17 protein-coding genes and 2 pseudogenes are annotated in these 15927 nt (G+C 33.1%); 13 read left to right on the top strand and 6 right to left on the bottom strand.

Going from position 1 to position 15927, the window contains the following annotated elements; translation table 11 throughout:
• The 3 genes from COO03_RS04885 to COO03_RS04875 all read left to right on the top strand — a co-directional run bounded on the left by COO03_RS04885 (position 1) and on the right by COO03_RS04875 (position 1549).
• Entirely contained in the window at positions 1-441 is a 441-nt protein-coding gene (locus COO03_RS04885; protein ID WP_097895573.1) for a hypothetical protein, read from the top strand.
• Between the two features lie 378 nt (positions 442-819).
• Positions 820-1047, top strand: coding sequence for a hypothetical protein (locus COO03_RS04880; RefSeq protein ID WP_097895571.1), 228 nt, complete (start codon positions 820-822; stop codon positions 1045-1047).
• Between the two features lie 151 nt (positions 1048-1198).
• Positions 1199-1549 (top strand): YolD-like family protein, encoded by a 351-nt coding sequence (locus tag COO03_RS04875; protein WP_097895569.1) that lies wholly within the window; start codon positions 1199-1201, stop codon positions 1547-1549.
• A 753-nt stretch (positions 1550-2302) separates the two neighbouring features.
• Here the strand turns inward: COO03_RS04875 and COO03_RS04870 are convergent.
• The gene (locus COO03_RS04870; RefSeq protein WP_097895567.1) at positions 2303-2737 is read right to left on the bottom strand and encodes a DUF4879 domain-containing protein; all 435 of its coding nucleotides are present in this window, start codon (positions 2735-2737) and stop codon (positions 2303-2305) included.
• 113 nt (positions 2738-2850) lie between these two features.
• On the opposite strand from COO03_RS04870, the pseudogene COO03_RS27440 reads away from it, so the two are divergent.
• From COO03_RS27440 to COO03_RS26860, 6 genes and pseudogenes are all read left to right on the top strand, one after another.
• A pseudogene (locus COO03_RS27440) lies at positions 2851-3002 on the top strand (IS4 family transposase); the annotation flags it as partial.
• Between the two features lie 252 nt (positions 3003-3254).
• Positions 3255-4901 carry a peptide ABC transporter substrate-binding protein gene (locus tag COO03_RS04860; protein WP_097895565.1) on the top strand — a complete coding sequence of 549 codons (1647 nt, stop codon included), beginning with the start codon at positions 3255-3257 and terminating at the stop codon, positions 4899-4901.
• A gap of 717 nt (positions 4902-5618) precedes the next feature.
• Positions 5619-6257: pseudogene (locus COO03_RS04855) on the top strand (IS607 family transposase).
• Positions 6217-7347 carry an RNA-guided endonuclease InsQ/TnpB family protein gene (locus COO03_RS04850; RefSeq protein WP_097895563.1) on the top strand — a complete coding sequence of 377 codons (1131 nt, stop codon included), beginning with the start codon at positions 6217-6219 and terminating at the stop codon, positions 7345-7347. The pseudogene COO03_RS04855 and the gene COO03_RS04850 overlap by 41 nt, the downstream one beginning before the upstream one ends.
• A gap of 151 nt (positions 7348-7498) precedes the next feature.
• Positions 7499-8722 carry an AimR family lysis-lysogeny pheromone receptor gene (locus COO03_RS04845; protein ID WP_097895561.1) on the top strand — a complete coding sequence of 408 codons (1224 nt, stop codon included), beginning with the start codon at positions 7499-7501 and terminating at the stop codon, positions 8720-8722.
• Positions 8719-8874 carry a hypothetical protein gene (locus COO03_RS26860; RefSeq protein ID WP_179863004.1) on the top strand — a complete coding sequence of 52 codons (156 nt, stop codon included), beginning with the start codon at positions 8719-8721 and terminating at the stop codon, positions 8872-8874. Before COO03_RS04845 ends, COO03_RS26860 begins: the two co-directional genes overlap by 4 nt.
• 331 nt (positions 8875-9205) lie before the next feature.
• On the opposite strand, the gene COO03_RS04840 is transcribed toward COO03_RS26860, so the two are convergent.
• Together COO03_RS04840 and COO03_RS04835 are read right to left on the bottom strand one after the other, a co-directional pair.
• A complete protein-coding gene (locus COO03_RS04840) occupies positions 9206-9532 on the bottom strand; it encodes a helix-turn-helix domain-containing protein (protein ID WP_097895559.1) in 327 nt (108 codons plus the stop codon).
• Between the two features lie 207 nt (positions 9533-9739).
• On the bottom strand, positions 9740-10786 hold the full coding sequence (locus COO03_RS04835; protein ID WP_097895557.1) for a tyrosine-type recombinase/integrase: 1047 nt from the start codon (positions 10784-10786) through the stop codon (positions 9740-9742).
• Positions 10787-11018: 232 nt separating this feature from the next.
• Here COO03_RS04835 and COO03_RS04830 point away from each other — a divergent pair, with 232 nt between their 5' ends.
• The 4 genes from COO03_RS04830 to hfq all read left to right on the top strand — a co-directional run bounded on the left by COO03_RS04830 (position 11019) and on the right by hfq (position 13850).
• A complete protein-coding gene (locus COO03_RS04830; protein WP_257132027.1) occupies positions 11019-11375 on the top strand; it encodes a zinc-finger domain-containing protein in 357 nt (118 codons plus the stop codon).
• A gap of 25 nt (positions 11376-11400) precedes the next feature.
• Complete coding sequence (locus COO03_RS04825) at positions 11401-12327, top strand: helix-turn-helix domain-containing protein (RefSeq protein ID WP_097895554.1); 927 nt, start codon at positions 11401-11403, stop codon at positions 12325-12327.
• A 485-nt stretch (positions 12328-12812) separates the two neighbouring features.
• A complete protein-coding gene (locus COO03_RS26855) occupies positions 12813-12968 on the top strand; it encodes a hypothetical protein (protein WP_179863003.1) in 156 nt (51 codons plus the stop codon).
• Positions 12969-13661: 693 nt separating this feature from the next.
• The gene (gene hfq, locus COO03_RS04815) at positions 13662-13850 is read left to right on the top strand and encodes an RNA chaperone Hfq (RefSeq protein ID WP_097895551.1); all 189 of its coding nucleotides are present in this window, start codon (positions 13662-13664) and stop codon (positions 13848-13850) included.
• A gap of 134 nt (positions 13851-13984) precedes the next feature.
• Here hfq and COO03_RS04810 read toward each other — a convergent pair whose 3' ends face one another.
• The 3 genes from COO03_RS04810 to xerS form a co-directional block, all read right to left on the bottom strand.
• Complete coding sequence (locus COO03_RS04810; protein ID WP_097895549.1) at positions 13985-14236, bottom strand: hypothetical protein; 252 nt, start codon at positions 14234-14236, stop codon at positions 13985-13987.
• A gap of 15 nt (positions 14237-14251) precedes the next feature.
• Positions 14252-14554: a DUF3895 domain-containing protein gene (locus COO03_RS04805; RefSeq protein ID WP_097895547.1), complete on the bottom strand. Its 303-nt coding sequence runs from the start codon at positions 14552-14554 to the stop codon at positions 14252-14254.
• Positions 14555-14650: 96 nt separating this feature from the next.
• A complete protein-coding gene (xerS, locus tag COO03_RS04800; RefSeq protein ID WP_097895545.1) occupies positions 14651-15742 on the bottom strand; it encodes a tyrosine recombinase XerS in 1092 nt (363 codons plus the stop codon).
• Positions 15743-15927 lie beyond the last annotated feature (185 nt).

Genomic DNA, 15927 nt, shown 5'->3' with positions numbered 1-15927 from the left:
ATGTCAGAAGATCTAAAAGCAAAAAAAGAGTTTCATAATAGCAAAATTAAAAAATATAAAAGCATACAAAGAGTTTATCATCCCACATTATGGGCTTTAGCAATTATCTATTTTATTTATTTTATGTTTATAGATAACTCCCTTTCATTATATCTATTATTATTTGCAACTATAGGTTCGATATTGTGTGCAATAGGCTTATTTATATCATTTAAAATAAGTACTCATTTGAAAGAAGTTCGAAATATATTAGATATAGAAACGTTAGAATATATGCAAGAAAACGAATTTCTAAGCCCTGGACGCAAAGAACGTTATATTGAGGATTTCAATGGTTCTAATGATGGACTTGAAAGAACGTTAATATACGCTAAATTTTGTGTAGAGGCAAAAGAAAGACAAGAAGAAATGGAAGAAGATAATATGTTATCTCAGCACTAAAATAAATGGGGGTATTACAAGGTCTAGAAAACTACGAATGAAATTATTATCTATTGGTATTGGTTTAGTAATTACTGGCTGCTTTTCTTCACAGATTTTCAGCATTTTTGGGCTTGTATTTCCTGATAACTTCAAATACTTTAATATAATTTTAGTAAATCTATGACTTAATTAATCTAGTTTGGAAGAAGGTGAAGGAATGAATATATTAATTGCTTTTATTAAGATATTTGGTGCGATTTCTTTATTTGTTTTGTTATATGCGATTTTCATTTTTTTTATTGAGAAATCAAGTAAATAGTTTAAAAAAGTATACTTTTTAGTAATAAAAAATCTAAACAATAATATAAAGGAAACAAATTATGGGAGGTTGAATTCATGTCAATAGAACAATATATCAAATATCGCAATGCAGGAAAACAAATTGAAGAAATTCAAAATGAATATCTTCTTAGTGAAGCTACTGCTTTAACATTGGAGTTAGGGTATCAATGTTATTTAAAAAACATTTCACTGGATAAGGCTATTAATCTTGTAGATAGAATTGTAATATTAAATACAGATGAAAGTAAGCCTATAACATTCAATCCTTTTGCTCAAATGTAAAAACAATTCATTACATGTGTGTAGGAATAATAAAGTTTAAAAGTGATGAGATTCGTACTCGTTTTGGAAAAAATAGCGTATTAAGAGCTGTGTCATATATGCCACATTCTACAATTAAATACAGAAATCAGCTTATAGGAGGACACCGAGCATGAAAGAAACACGTATCCCAAGAGGGCGAGGAAAAGAAAAGTGGGCTCCGTTTATTAGTATGCATGAGCAGTTTGCTGGCTTACACAGAATGATTCATGAACAAACGAAAGTGCCAAAACCAATATTAGATGAGCAGCAAAAGGAAGAGATAGAGCGTGTGTTACATAATGCATATAGAACACAGGAAGAAGTTGACCTTTGGTACTATAAGGACGGTTTTATCTTCCATGAAATCATGGATATTCAAAAAATAGATCCATATGCTCAAATAGTAATTGCTACAGATGCATTCCGTTTTAAAAATCAATTCCAATTCACGGACATTGTTGATTGTAAGATACATAATTGAGTTACTAAGTGTCACCTTACACACCCATCAACTTAAGAAATTAATTATTCCCCAAAACGAAAAAAATGAGCTGAGTTCGGGGTTTGTGTAGTAATGGAACAGAAACGGCAATAAACTGTATTTTGCTACACAGACCCCAGCAGGTCCGTTGAGAAATGAAGAAAAGACACCATAAGGTGCCTTCTCTAACTTGAACCACTTTCATTTAATACGAATCTATCCGTATTACCCCATTGTTATACGTGTAAACACGTCCTATAAAACAGAATCATTTATTTTTACCAGATTGTTAGTGTACAAATACAAGATTATTGATATCATTTTGTTGATTAGATTAGAATAACGCCACATCTATATGATTGAGATGTGTTACGCCTTCTAATCATAGAATCTGTTTTATAGAACGTATCCACAATAGTTATTTTACCATATTAATTATTTGTTTCATGTAATTTGTTCCGAATATGTATAATTGCATAAAGTTTATGAAAAAAAGAGGGTATACTTTGATGGTGTGCAATAAAGTGATAACTTACCTACGGAAATAGGTGGGTTATCATATATTGGTGAGCTTGTAGAGTATTTTACTTCAGATCCCTGCACCAATGTGTGGGGATTTTTTCATAAAGAAAAGACACTCTAGTGAGTGCCCTATGTCCATAAAGAAAAGATAACTATAATTAATTTCCTTAGGATCTAGTTTTAGATAATTTCATCATTCGGTTGCTACACAGGCCACCGTATAAGTACTTATTATCTAATATTTATTGCTGTATACATTTTATTCCAAGGGTAGTTCTCGGACTTGTTTTGATATTCAAATCGTCCATCTTGGTGCCCTGATCCATCCCATTTCATTGTCCAGCCATCTACAATGCGATCGCGATTTAAATCTATCATTGTTCGATCAATCTCTTTTAATTCTGTGCCATTCATTTTAGCAGTACGAAGGTGACCATAGCCAATTTCTCTTGTATAAATGTATAAATAACTTCCACCGTGATCTTTGACCGTACTAAGATTATTAGGGTTTACATATTCGACCCCTCCTAGTTCTGATTCAATTTTTACTACATCTAAGGAAGTTAAAGGAGGAGCTGACCCTGCTGATGCCTCAGGTGCCATTCCTAATCCAACTACCGCCGCAACTGCTAAAGATGAAACTCCTAAAATAGCTTTTTTAAACATATTCCCATCCCCTTATGTATTATTTACATATTCAATTATAACATAATTAAGTAAAAATGTTACTATTTTTGAAAATATTAACAAAATAAACTTATCCCTTAGGTGTCTTTCCCTATCAAGCTATACAGAAAGACACCCAAGAAATAGCAACGATTCTTATTCGGCTGTTCCACCCCTTACAGGAGAGTGGACGGAAGCCTCACAGATATGAAGAGAAAAAGCTTTTAATATTCTGGGTGTTGCCTATGATTGTAGCCGTTCTTAAGTTGATGGGCATGTAAGGCGACCCCCTCATTAAAAATTAATTTTAGTAATTGACACAATAAGCGCTAGAATGCTACTTTTTTAATGTTAAAGTTATAAGAGGTTTATTGTTTAGGGGTAACATATATAATGAGAAAAGATGTCGGAATACGTTTAGGGAAAGGAAAACTCTCTTCTTATAGTCTTTAAAATTAAATATATAGATAATTCAATTAATTAAATGAACCGTACATTTAGAGAGGAAGAAAGCAAGATGCTTAGAAAAGTTACACCGGTTGTGGCTTCTATTTTAGGGGCGAGTCTACTACTAACAGCTTGTAGCAGTGGAGAAAAAGAGACAAAAAATACAGCAAAGGCAACTGACAAGAATGAAACAAAACAATCCATTAATTTACCGTATATAGCCGAGATTCCAACGGTGGATGTAACAAAGGCAACTGACAGTGAATCAATGACTGTGATGCGTAATGTATTTGAAGGTTTATATACACTGGGTGAGGGGAATAAGCCGGTTCCAGGTGTATCAAAATCTTATGATGTTAGCGAAGATAAAAGAACGTATACGTTTCATCTTAGAGATGATGCGAAATGGTCAAATGGAACTCCTGTTACGGCAAAAGATTTTGAATTTTCTTGGAAACGTGCGGTGAATCCGGAAACGGCAGCAGAATATGCGTTTTTATTCTTTGATATAAAAAATGCAAAGAAAATAAACAGTAAGGAATTATCTGTAGACGAATTAGGGGTAAAAGTAGTTGATGATAAAACATTAGAAGTACAATTAGAACAACCTGTTCCTTACTTTATAAATTTGACAACGTTTCCAACGTTTTTACCAATCAGCGAGAAGTACTTTGAATCAAAAGGGAATCAATATGGTCTAGAAGCGGACCAATTAATTTATAATGGAGCATTTACACTAGATAACTGGAAACATGAACAAAGTTTCAAATTAAAAAAGAATTCTACTTATTGGGATGCTAAAACAGTTAAATTAGACGAAATTAACTTCGATATTATAAAAGATAAGTCAACGGAAGTGAATTTGTATGAATCAGGTCAAATTGATCGTGTAGGATTAACAGGAGATTTTGTGGACAAATATAGAAATAATACTGACTTCAAGGAACGGTCTGAAGTTACAGTACAATTCTTGCGTTTAAATCAAAAAAATGAGGTGCTAAAAAATAAAAATGCTCGTTTGGCAATCAGTCAGGCAATGAACAAGAAAGTTTTTGTAGAGACAGTGTTAAACAATGGTTCTCTTCCTGCGGATGGTATTGTGCCATATGGTTTTGCTAAAGGACCGGACGGAAAAGATTTCCGAGAAGAAAATGGGAAATTAGTAAAAGATGATGTGAATGCAGCGAAGGAAGATTGGAAAAAGGCAAAGCAAGAGCTAGGGAAAGAGGAAGTAACATTAGAATTGCTAACTAGTGACAATGCGTTAGCCAAGAGAAATGCAGAGTATTTAAAGGGTGAGCTTGAAAAGAATTTAGAGGGGTTAACAGTCAATGTTAAGCCACAACTGCGCAAACAACAAATTCAATTGTTGCTGAATAGTGATTACGATTTGGGTGTTGATGTATGGGGGCCCGATTTTCCTGATCCTATTACATTTTTAGATTTATTCACGACAGATAGTACCTATAATTCCGATAAGTACTCAAATAAACAATACGATGAACTAATTCATCAAGTGAAAACTAATTTAGCTGTTGATGAAAAAGCTCGTTGGAAAGCAATGAAACAAGCAGAGAAAATATTATTAGAAGACGTGGCAGTAGCGCCTTTCTATCAGCAGGGTAGATCGTATTTACAGCGTTCTTCTATAAAAGGTATAGTGACGTCTGATTTTGGTGGGGAATTTAATTATAAATGGGCTGAAGTTAAGAAATAGGCAAACTAAAAGGAGTCGTATATGGTCGACTCCTTTTAGTTTGCCATTCCATAAATTTATGCACAATTGCATATACAATTATACTGCTATATCGACAACAAATGATATATTTTTTGATATGCTTATATTAGAATTCGATATACTAATATTGGGTTCTGCAAATGTACTGAGGGATATTGGGGAATTCTTGTTTTTTTAGAAGGGTAACTAACTGTTACGATTTATTTAACCAATTATAACTAAAGTTAATTAAATATATCAGTAAGCCCTGCTAGTCAAGTGATTGGCTAGTAGTGAGGGTTAACTGCGGGCAATCCCTAAAGCTGATTGAACTACAACGTGGCTAGAAATGGTGAGCGTGAATGTTGCGAAAGCAGAAAAAATCAATCAGATGGTGCAAGGTTAAATCCTAAACACTAGAACAATGGGTCTTCCGCATCGAATCATCTAAGTTAAAATTGATAAGATGAACGTTCAACGACTATCTCGTATAACTGACGAGAGTACATCACAAGCCTATGGTGATGGAAAAATCCTCTATCTCTAAGGAGATAAACAAATAGTCTGCGCTCATGTGAAAACATGAGAAGTTCATAAGAGAACTGGCTAAGGAATTGCGCCCTTAGTTGAACGAGATAAATTTAATCAAATCTATCAAATCTCACTGAATCTACCGAACCTATGTGTTATGGTAAATTCAATGAGGTGAGAATAATAATGAAATTTTTACGAGTTAGTCAAGTATCGGAATTAACAGGTTTGCATCCTAGTAGTCTTAGGAGAATGCACAAAAAAGGTGAATTAGTACCTGAAAAGGTGACTGCTGGTGGAACACGTTACTATTCAGAAGAACAAATCTTTCATTATCTAAAAGGTGAGTGCCCGAATAATCGCACAATAATTGGCTAGTGTAGAGTCAGTTCTTCGAGTCAAAAAAATGACCTAGAAAGACAAGTCGATAGAATGAAACAATATCTTATCGCACGAGGTTATCAATTTGAAATTATCGAAGATATTGGTTCTGGAATCAACTATACGAAAAAAGGCTTTAATAAGTTAATTGAACGCATTGAGAACAATGAGGTTGAAAAAATTGTTGTCATGCACAAAGATAGACTTGTTAGGTTCGGTTATGAGTTGGTTGAAAAGATCTGTCAACTACACGGAACAGCGATTGAAGTAATTGACAATACTGCTAAGACAGAAGAACAGGAGGTCGTAGAAGACCTTGTTCAGATCATTACAGTATTTAGTTGTAAACTTCAAGGCAAGCGCTCTAAAAAGACCAAACAGATAATTAAGGAGTTGACTTCTGATGATATTGGCGAAGAAAGTCAGACTGATTCCAACGCCTGAACAAGAAAAAGTGCTTAGAAATCATGCTGGAGCTTCAAGATTCGCTTATAACTATTGTAAAAGAATGAGTGATAGATACTATAAGCTATTTGGAAAATCTGTTTCACAATTAGATTTACAGAAACGATTTACAAAGATCAAGAAGCGAAAGAGATATGAGTGGTTAAATGACATCAATGCACAAGTTCCAAAACAGGCTTCAAAAGATTTTGATAAGGCGAGAAAAAATTCGTTCAAAAAGTACAAAAATGGTTATCACACTTCTTATAAAACCAAAAAAGATTTAATTCAAGGATTTTATGCTAATTATGAAAGGCTGATTATAGGAAAGAAAGTAGTTGATATTCAGTCTATTGGAGAAGTGAAAACAAGCCAACAACTACCAAGAAACAAAAAACCATCAAATCCAAGAGTTACATTTGATGGTCGTCACTGGTGGATTAGTGTAGGGTTTCAAGAAGACTTTGAATCACAAGAACTAACCAATGAGTCGATTGGTGTGGATGTTGGTTTAAAAGAGCTGTTTGTAGCTTCTAATGGTACTAAAGAACGAAATATAAACAAAGATGCTAAGGTTAAAAAACTTTTGAAAAGGAAAAAGTCAGCGCAAAGAGATATGTCTAGGAGATTTAAAAAAGGTGTAAAATTTCAATCTGCCGGATATGAAAAAGCTAAAACTGAGCACCTTCGGTTATCTAGGAAAATTACTAATATCCGAAATAACCATATCCATCAAGCAACAGCTAAATTGGTGAAAACCAAATCAATGAGGATTGTTGTGGAAGACTTAAATATCTCAAACCTGTTAAAAAACAAAAAACTATCGAAAGCATTTTCATTTCAAAAATTAAACTTCTTCTTTCAATGTTTGTCATACAAGTGCGAGAAGTACGGCATTGAATATGTAAAAGCTGATAAATGGTTCGCTTCAAGCAAGATTTGCTCATGTTGTGGAGTTAAATACGACCATTCAGTTCAACCAGAAGGACAGTGGAGTTTAAAGATTCGTGAATGGGACTGTGTTCAATGCAATAGCCATCACGATAGGGATTTAAATGCTTCGATAAATTTATCAAGATGGGTAAAGTAAATGCTTGATAATATGAGGTAACGATACTGCCTCGTGTGGAGTGTTATACCCCTCGTCCCTTCGGGGTTGCGAGAACACTTTGAAGCACTAACTTGTGTAAATTTAATTGAATTGTATAGATTTAGTTAAGTTTATCGTATCGGAAAATATTATGAATGAAAAACTTAAGAGAGAAGATAAAATTCCAGAACAAAAATTAAATAAATTCTTGGGTAAAATTATAGATGAAATTGATTTTCAGAGGAAAAATCAAGAGGATATCGCTAAAATAATTGGTATTTCTCCGGGAACGCTTTCGAAGAATTTAACAGGGAAAAGTCAATTTGGATTTTGGAATTTAATTAAATTATTTAAGATATTGTATGCGGGTGATATTAATAAACAAAGAAAGATGTTACACACCTTCTGTTCTGTCACAACAAGCAAGAAGAACTTGAGGATTGCTATGGAGTATGCAAATGCAAAAGGTGATTTATCACTTCTTAAGCTAGTAGTGGATCAAGAGAGAAATTCGTCACTCGCAATGAATAGAGAATGGGCTTATGTATATGAATTAGTATGGCTTAGAAGTAGTGGCAGTATTAAAAATCAAGAATTGTTAGCTATACTGGAAGATCGTAAGGGTAGCAAGGTAATTAAGACAAAAGAGATGAAGGTTTTATACGGCATATTAACTTACTACACTATGTATGATTTAGAAAAATATAATTCTTTATTCGAGTATGCTGAGGTATTATTACCAGACGTTAATGCGATAACTGATAGTTTTATTAGAACATCTTATTTAGGTAGGATTAAAGAAGGTTTAGCATATGCTTACCTAGTGCAAGATGATCTCGAAAAGTCCAGGAATTTATGTCAGGAAATTCTAGAGTTAGAAGGTCCAGAAGGGTGTTTTCATCTTTTAAGGGCATCGGCACTCGTTTATTTAGCAGAGTCTTATACCTTTGAATGCTATGATCGTGCATCCAAGTATATAAATAAATCTCTAGAACAATTAGAGCCATGTAATTTTGAAAGGGAAATTCAAAGAAAGCAGTCGATTCTTAATACATATGCTTTTATTAAGCTAGTTAACAAACAAGAGTTGGAGGGTATAAGCATTTATCACCCTGCTGAAGAAGCTTTTTTAGAGATCATTAAGGGGAATTACAAAAATGCAATTAATATTCTTAATGATTTAGAAAAGAAAAATGGCTATTTAACTCCTATGCAATATTGTTATAAAGGAATGGCGAAGAATGATATTACTTTAATCGAAAAGTCGATTGCGTTGTTCGAGTGTGCAGGTAATAGGTTCTACAGCAAATTCCCTAAAAAAATAGTAGTAGAATTTAGAAAAAATGGTATAATATATAAGGGTGGTGCTATATGAAGAAAATATTATTTGTATTAACAAGTATCGTTTTGGCGGCAGGAATCATTTATACTGCTGCTGGTAGTAAAGAGCAACCAAACAATTTAGTTAAAAAAGATTCAGAACAATTATTAGCTAGATCGGGAGATCCCGGTGGTGGGATGGGTTAACCCTTAAATAATTAGAATGCGATTGCCTCTATTGAGGCAATCGCATTCGTTGTTTTTAGGGATATTTCCTAAATATCAAATTTGGAATATAAGAAAAGTTTGTGAACGATTCACAAACTAACAGCTAAAACTGAATCAAAATTTTAAACTATATTGTCAGTAAGATTGCAAAAAATCCTGTGTTATCAAATGTACTGATAACACAGGATTTTCCAAAGATTATTCCGCGAGGGCAGGGCATTGAAAAGTGTAGTCCCTTTTGCCGACTACTACTACACAAGTGCGTCAAACTCACGTATACTATAAAATTTGCTAAAAAATAATTATACATTCATTTGGTAAAATGCTTTTTTATGAAATAGGTATAATCAATAAGAACCTCTAACACTTCTTGTTGTTTTTGTGGAGGCAGATCGGATATTGCTACTTTAATTAATTCTAATTTACTTTCGAGAGGTGCGTTTCGCCCAAATAATTCATCGATGGAGACATTATGTATTTCAGCAAGCTTCATGATGGAATCTGCATCAGGATCAGCTTTTCCGTACTCCCAATTTGAATAGGTAGTACGAGCGATATTTAGGCGATATGCTACATCAGATTGGGTGTATCCTTGTTTTTTACGCAGCTCTGCAAGTCGTTTGCTTAGATGAGACATATCATCACCTTATCCTTCTTAATTTATAGGGATAGTTTAAAGCAAAAAGGATAAGTTGTATCAACATGACGTATAATGAGTCAAAAAAAATATTAATTTGTAATAATAAGTCTGTATTGGTAATTTAGTATGCTATTTTCGCAGGGAAATACAAAAAAATAGAAAGAAACTGATTATGAGAATCGAGAATCTTCCTATTATATATGTTTACTTAAACAATGAATTTCCTATATCTATTGTGGCCAAGTTTTGACGTCTTGTACGTTCTCTTAAATAGCGTTCTGTCGTCATAATAGATTCATGACCTAAATAATCGCGTATTTTCTTTAGTTCTACCCCTTTACCCATGAGGTAATTGGCAAAGAAGTGTCTGCAGGTATGAGGAGTAATACGGTCTTTTCGATGACGTAGAAAAGGCAAATTGGTTTCCTCAATCTTTTCTGCTACATATTTTGATAAGTAGTCGGCTCGATAATGTGAACCATCTGCCTTTGGTAAAAAAGCAGAAGTACTTGAGACATCCAGTTCTGTTATTTGTTTTCGCAAACGACGAACGCGGTATATCTCATCTAGAACATCCTCAAAAATACGAACTTCCCTGGTTTTGTTTCCTTTACCCACTACTCGCAGTAGGTAAGCATTTAGTGAAGGATGAAATACAAGATCCGCCCACTTTGCATTTGCTACTTCTTCAATCCGAAGTCCTGTCGTAGTAAGGAGGAAGAACAGCGAATACATAAAGAAGTTGGTTCCTTTGAGTGTATCTAGGATTTGATTTACTTCTTCAGGAAATAGGTCACGATTTACCAACGCTTCTTTTTTTACAGAAACTTTCTTAATACGTGTACTGTAGTCTTCTGCTACGGCCTGATTATCATAGATATATTGTAAAAACTGCTGTACAACTGTTTTCTTTCTTCGTAATGTAGTAGCAGCATATTGTTTACTCAATTCATAGAAATAGATTTCCATTTCATTGTGAGTCAACGTATGAATCGTTCCTAATTTCTCTTTTATGTATCGAAGAAAATGAGAGAGGTCATGTAAATAAATTTTTTTCGTACGTTCACTTCTTTTTTTAGTTAAAGATGGCTCATCATGCAAAAATAAATACACCAAAGATTCTTCACTTAATTTTGAGTAGTCAATATTTCGGATACCCATACCCATAATTTTTTCAAAGTGACTGCTATCAAAAAAGTCAGATTTTGATTTTACAATTTGGTTTCCATGTTCGTAATTTACTATATTCAAATTAAACACAACCTTTATTAAAATGAAATATTAAACTCATACTATTTTATTCTACGTTTTATGATTCTAATTATACCACAATAAACCCGTTATTTATTGTGGTATAAAATGATATTGTCAATTTATTTATTTTACATGATGTTTACTGTTTTATATAATTGATATTAGGGTTATATAGTTAGCTTAAATATTTTATTTAGTACGGACTGTTTAAATTGAAAATGAAGGAGGAATGCTTGTGCGTGATGAGCGAAGAAAAATTATTAATGAAATTTCCTACCTAGAATCAACTTATTGTATGAATTGTCCGCGACTCAATAAAACCACCAATCAAAATAACAAAGAGAGATGCAGAAAGCAACGAAATAATATACAATGTGTAGGTTGCACTGTATATGATGCAATTCGAGAAAGAGGTAATGAGTTAGAAATTGTAGCTCAAAAAGATACATTTAAAAAGGTTAGAGAACGTTATCTTAATAACCCTTATGAGTATTTGCAGCATAAAGAATATCCGATAGAATTAATTATAAAGGAACTGGATATTACAAAATACGAGTTGCGACGAAGGAATAAACAAACAAACTGATCAATTCGTAAAACGAGGTGATGAATTGGGATATAAGACATTTGAAGAAATATGTGAGCAAGCAAGCCTAAGTAAAAATCAACTGAGGTACCTAATTAAGCACAAAAAGGTTGAACCGAACAATCAAGATACCTGGAAAAGCGATGGAGGTTATCGTTTTGAAGAAGAGGAAGCGCAGCGGATTATAGAAGCATACAAAGACTATTTATCCCTAAAAGATGCGGCTGCATACTTACAAAAGTCCAGGACTTATGTACATAACATCGCAAAACAAGGTTCTCTGCCATTTAAAGAAGTTGAAAAAGGAAAAACAACAGAAAAACTGTATCACCTCAAGGATTTAGAAGAATTCAAGAGACAATTGAATAATGTTGATATGGTAAACAAAAGAATGTATGACCATATGCATTTGTATTCGAGTAACCTTCTTTTGTTTGATACGGCTGAGATGAATGATCAAGAAGTAAGAGTGATTGATGTAAACAAACGTGTAGGTATTAACTCGCACAATGAACAGCTGATAATTCCTGAGAAAGTCACATCTAACCATTTCACTGATGAATCTATTCATAAGAAGAGAATTACAAAACCAGGGGATACATCTTTTTTATTTCCTTTATATACGGCATTTGACGTAATGTTGTATGTTATATCTCATTTAGGAGTTTCAAATGTCCTTGTTTCTGAAAAGAACGAGGGTTACTTTATGAAATGTAAGCTTGGAAACATTCCGTATGATGCACACATATTTAGAATTCTTAGCACTTGTTTAATGAGTGGTAATTTGCAACAAAAAAATAATTTGATACAATTCACAAATAATAAAGAACATGTTAGTTTATACCTGAAGCCCGAAGTAATTAAGAATGCAAAGCAAATCGCGAAGGATAAAGGGTATAAGGGATACAAAAAAGTAATAGAGGAGATCATAAATAAAAATTTAGAAGATTAGGTTACGAATTTTAAAAAACACACATATTAAACCGGCTATCTAAGTCGGTTTCTTTTTAAAGTGTTTTTCAGCCTCATATATAGGATATAATCCTTTTAGTTAAAACTGCATTACCATTTTAAGAAACCCTCCATATAAAGCAATCTGACAACCCGTTTTTTAAAGGAAGCAGAAAAATCATCGATTTACAGTAAAAAATAGGAAATTATATTTTGGGAACGGATCTTTTAAAATAAAAAATTACGAAGCTCTAATTATATAAATAAGATTAGAAACTACTAAAATACAAGTATACATATTATGATTACGGTAAACTATTCAGAGTGTGTATCTATGAATAAAATAGTTGTAAAGATTCATAGAAAAGAGGGGGATGCTATTTAAGTGATTAGAAATATGGTAAAATAGTAGTATAACTGTATATTGTGAAGGTGGGTTGTTATTATCCCTTCTTTCCATCTGGAAGGAAAGGAGGTGATCATAACATGGAATTTTTGTTTGAACTTTTAAAAGAAATTGCAAAAGCAGTGGTACGCGAAGTTTCAGCGTATCTTCTGAGAAAGCAAATTCTAAATGAAGACAGCAAAAAACCCACTCTTCGTAGCCGTCGCAAGCACAAGGGTGGGCTTAGAAAAAAATAACTACCAATAACAACCACCTTGACGGTAGCAGTTATTTAGACGGGATGTTGACTGCATCTCGTCTTTTTAGTTTATGCAATTCAATTAAGAACTATACTATATGTATTAGATGGACATTCAATATATATCTAATACAATGTAAACATACCACATTTTTATTTGTTGGTCAATTTACATAGAAAAATCCTGTTAACAAAATAAGAAACATTGATATACAAGACTTCTTACCTCTAACGTTGTAAAAGCGTAAAATCCTGACGTTCCCCCTTAAAGGGTGTTTTAGGTATAAAAGGAATTGATAATCATATAATGGTACAGAACGGTTTCCAACATGTTACCCCATATATTTTACGGGAGAGCACTTATTGGGGAAGTGCTCTCTTTCATTTGCACACAAGGAACTTTTAAACATACAATATTGAGTCGGGGCTATTCCACAAACTCCTTTTCAGAGGGACATGTTTTCCGCGATAGAGCTGCGCCATGTGAAAAGGAAAAGCATTGCTATTTATTTCATACTCATAGTATTTCAAGGGTACTTTATAGTGCTCTTTTTTTATTGAATAAAATGAATATTCGAATGAGGTTATAGGTGCAAATTACTTAGATTCTGGATACATTTGTTACAAAATACATATAAGAACCAGTATTGCAGCTTAAATATGGTAAGATAATGAAAAAAGGAGGAACCATATGCAAACTTTACAACTTGATATGTATGAACAATTGAAAGAGAAAAAAGGAGAAATCACTGTATTTCTAAAGAGTGGGTTTCCAATACGCGGGCAGATCCTTGCGACAGATAAATTTACCGTCCTTATGATGGTTCATGGCAAGCAACAACTGGTCTACAAACAAGCTATTTCTACAATCGCAAAGTAATACATATCATGTAAATACTTCTCACTAGGGGCACAAAAAATAGCGCTATTTCCAAGAGGAATTTTTCATTTTCCTCTTGGAAAGTACTACACTACATCATCGAACTTTATTTCAAATCCACATTTAGATTTCATTTAATAATTCACAGTATCGATCTCATAATCCTCACTACTGTCTGCTTCTCCTGTAATACAACTAAAACAGCCGTTCCAACCAACGACAGCAGAACCAATTGCCCATATAGTAGAATTACATGTAATACAAACTGCACCAATTTTTTTGTTTTTCACAGACTGTTTGAGATTTTTCTTTATGACTTGTAAATCTTCTCCTTTATTCGCTTTTACGTAGTTACGAGCAAACTCATCAACTGAGATCGAGACCATTTTTAGAATCCTCCATTAATTTTTTTTATAAACCCTATCTTTTTTCTCTTCATCATTTATAAAAATAAGGGTACCTTGAGAAACGAAATCCTCAAGAATTGAGCAAATTTGTGCGTAAGCCTTAGGTTTATTTGTCGTATATCTTTCATTAGGTATTCTGCCTGATAGTATTAACTTTTCACATAGCTGCAATGCACTTATTTCCCCAGAACTAATCAAGTCTAAAATATCTTTTTGTAGTGGAGAACAAGGAGCAGGTATCTCAGTAGATTCCTTGTTCTCTTCATCAAATAAATCTTCAAACGAAATTTGATTCATCTCATCTGTTCCTCTCTAATCGTACTAACTACCGTATTTATCTACTACTTTTAAAAAAGATTCCATTAATATTCACCTCGAAAAAATATAAAAATGTTATTCTTCTCTACGGTCTGCTTTCTCTACAGCATCCTGTAGACGGGAATCTTGAACATGGGTATAGATAGTAGTTGTTTGAATGGATTCATGACCCAATTGTTTTTTAGTCATATTTAAATCTTTATGCGTCTCATGGAATCGAGTAGCAAATGTATGCCGTAATATATGTGCACGTAAATGTGGTTTACCAAAAGCAACTGCATACTTTTCAATCATTGTTTGCATAGATCGTTTTTTCATGGGCGCAGCTACAGGGGTTCTTTGTAGTGTAACAAATAATGTGTCCTGTTCTTTTTCAACTCTATAACGTTTTTCGCGAATTTCTAAATACATTTTTAGATCAGTAGCAGCAATAGAAGAGAAGGGGACATACTTTTCTTTATTTCCTTTTCTATCCACTCTTACCTTATTATCTACAAAATCAACATCTGCTAATTTTAAATTTGCTACTTCACCAATTCGAAGTCCTGAAGCTAAGATTAAGCTAATTATAGCTAAGTCTCTTTCCTTATTTTGTTTATACCTTGTTAATGCAAGGGTATTATGGTCAAGCAAACCATATTTCTCTGCAATAAACTCTCTAAATTCGTCGATTTCATCTCCAAATAATATTTTCTCTGATATTTGTTCTGCCTTTGTCTCAATATCTATTTTCTTTCGACTTATTTGTATTTTAGCCATGACATTACGTCTGAGATAAGGGTTGAAATTTTCATCTTCAGCAATATTTGACAAATAATAGAAAAGAGAGCGAAGGGAAGATATCTTGTGATTAATCGTATTAGTTGCGTTTTTCTGTTTTCCGATAATTTCATTTTCAAATGCCAAGTAATTTAAAAAGTTCTCTTCTATATCATCGATACGAAGCTCATCTAAGACCGTAAGAGGTACTTCAGCTATACTATTACTCTTAGAAAAACCTTCACGCAATATCCACTCAAAAAATATCTTATAATCTCTCAGATAACCTAAAAGAGTAGAAGGGGAGAGGGTCCGTTCATTACGATTTACATATTTTTGAACGTACCATGGCATCATTTCTTTTAACCTTTTCATATAAATTCTATCTTGTTCACGAATAGTTTTCATTATACATCTCCTAAAAACAAAAGATTCAACATAATAATTGCACAATAAATGTTCTATGTGCAATTATTATATATACAAATTTAAAAATAAATCTAGTTCCCTGATAAAGAGCGGACTAGGCGTAGATTTATTCTTCTCATATTTCTTAACTTCAGATTATACGGTTTCTGCAAACTATTTTTGTA

The sequence above is a fragment of the Bacillus sp. AFS098217 genome (assembly GCF_002551815.1).
Classification (GTDB): domain Bacteria; phylum Bacillota; class Bacilli; order Bacillales; family Bacillaceae_G; genus Bacillus_A.
Note: the sequence above shows the minus strand (reverse complement) of the source record. Positions and strands in the feature narration are given on the sequence as shown.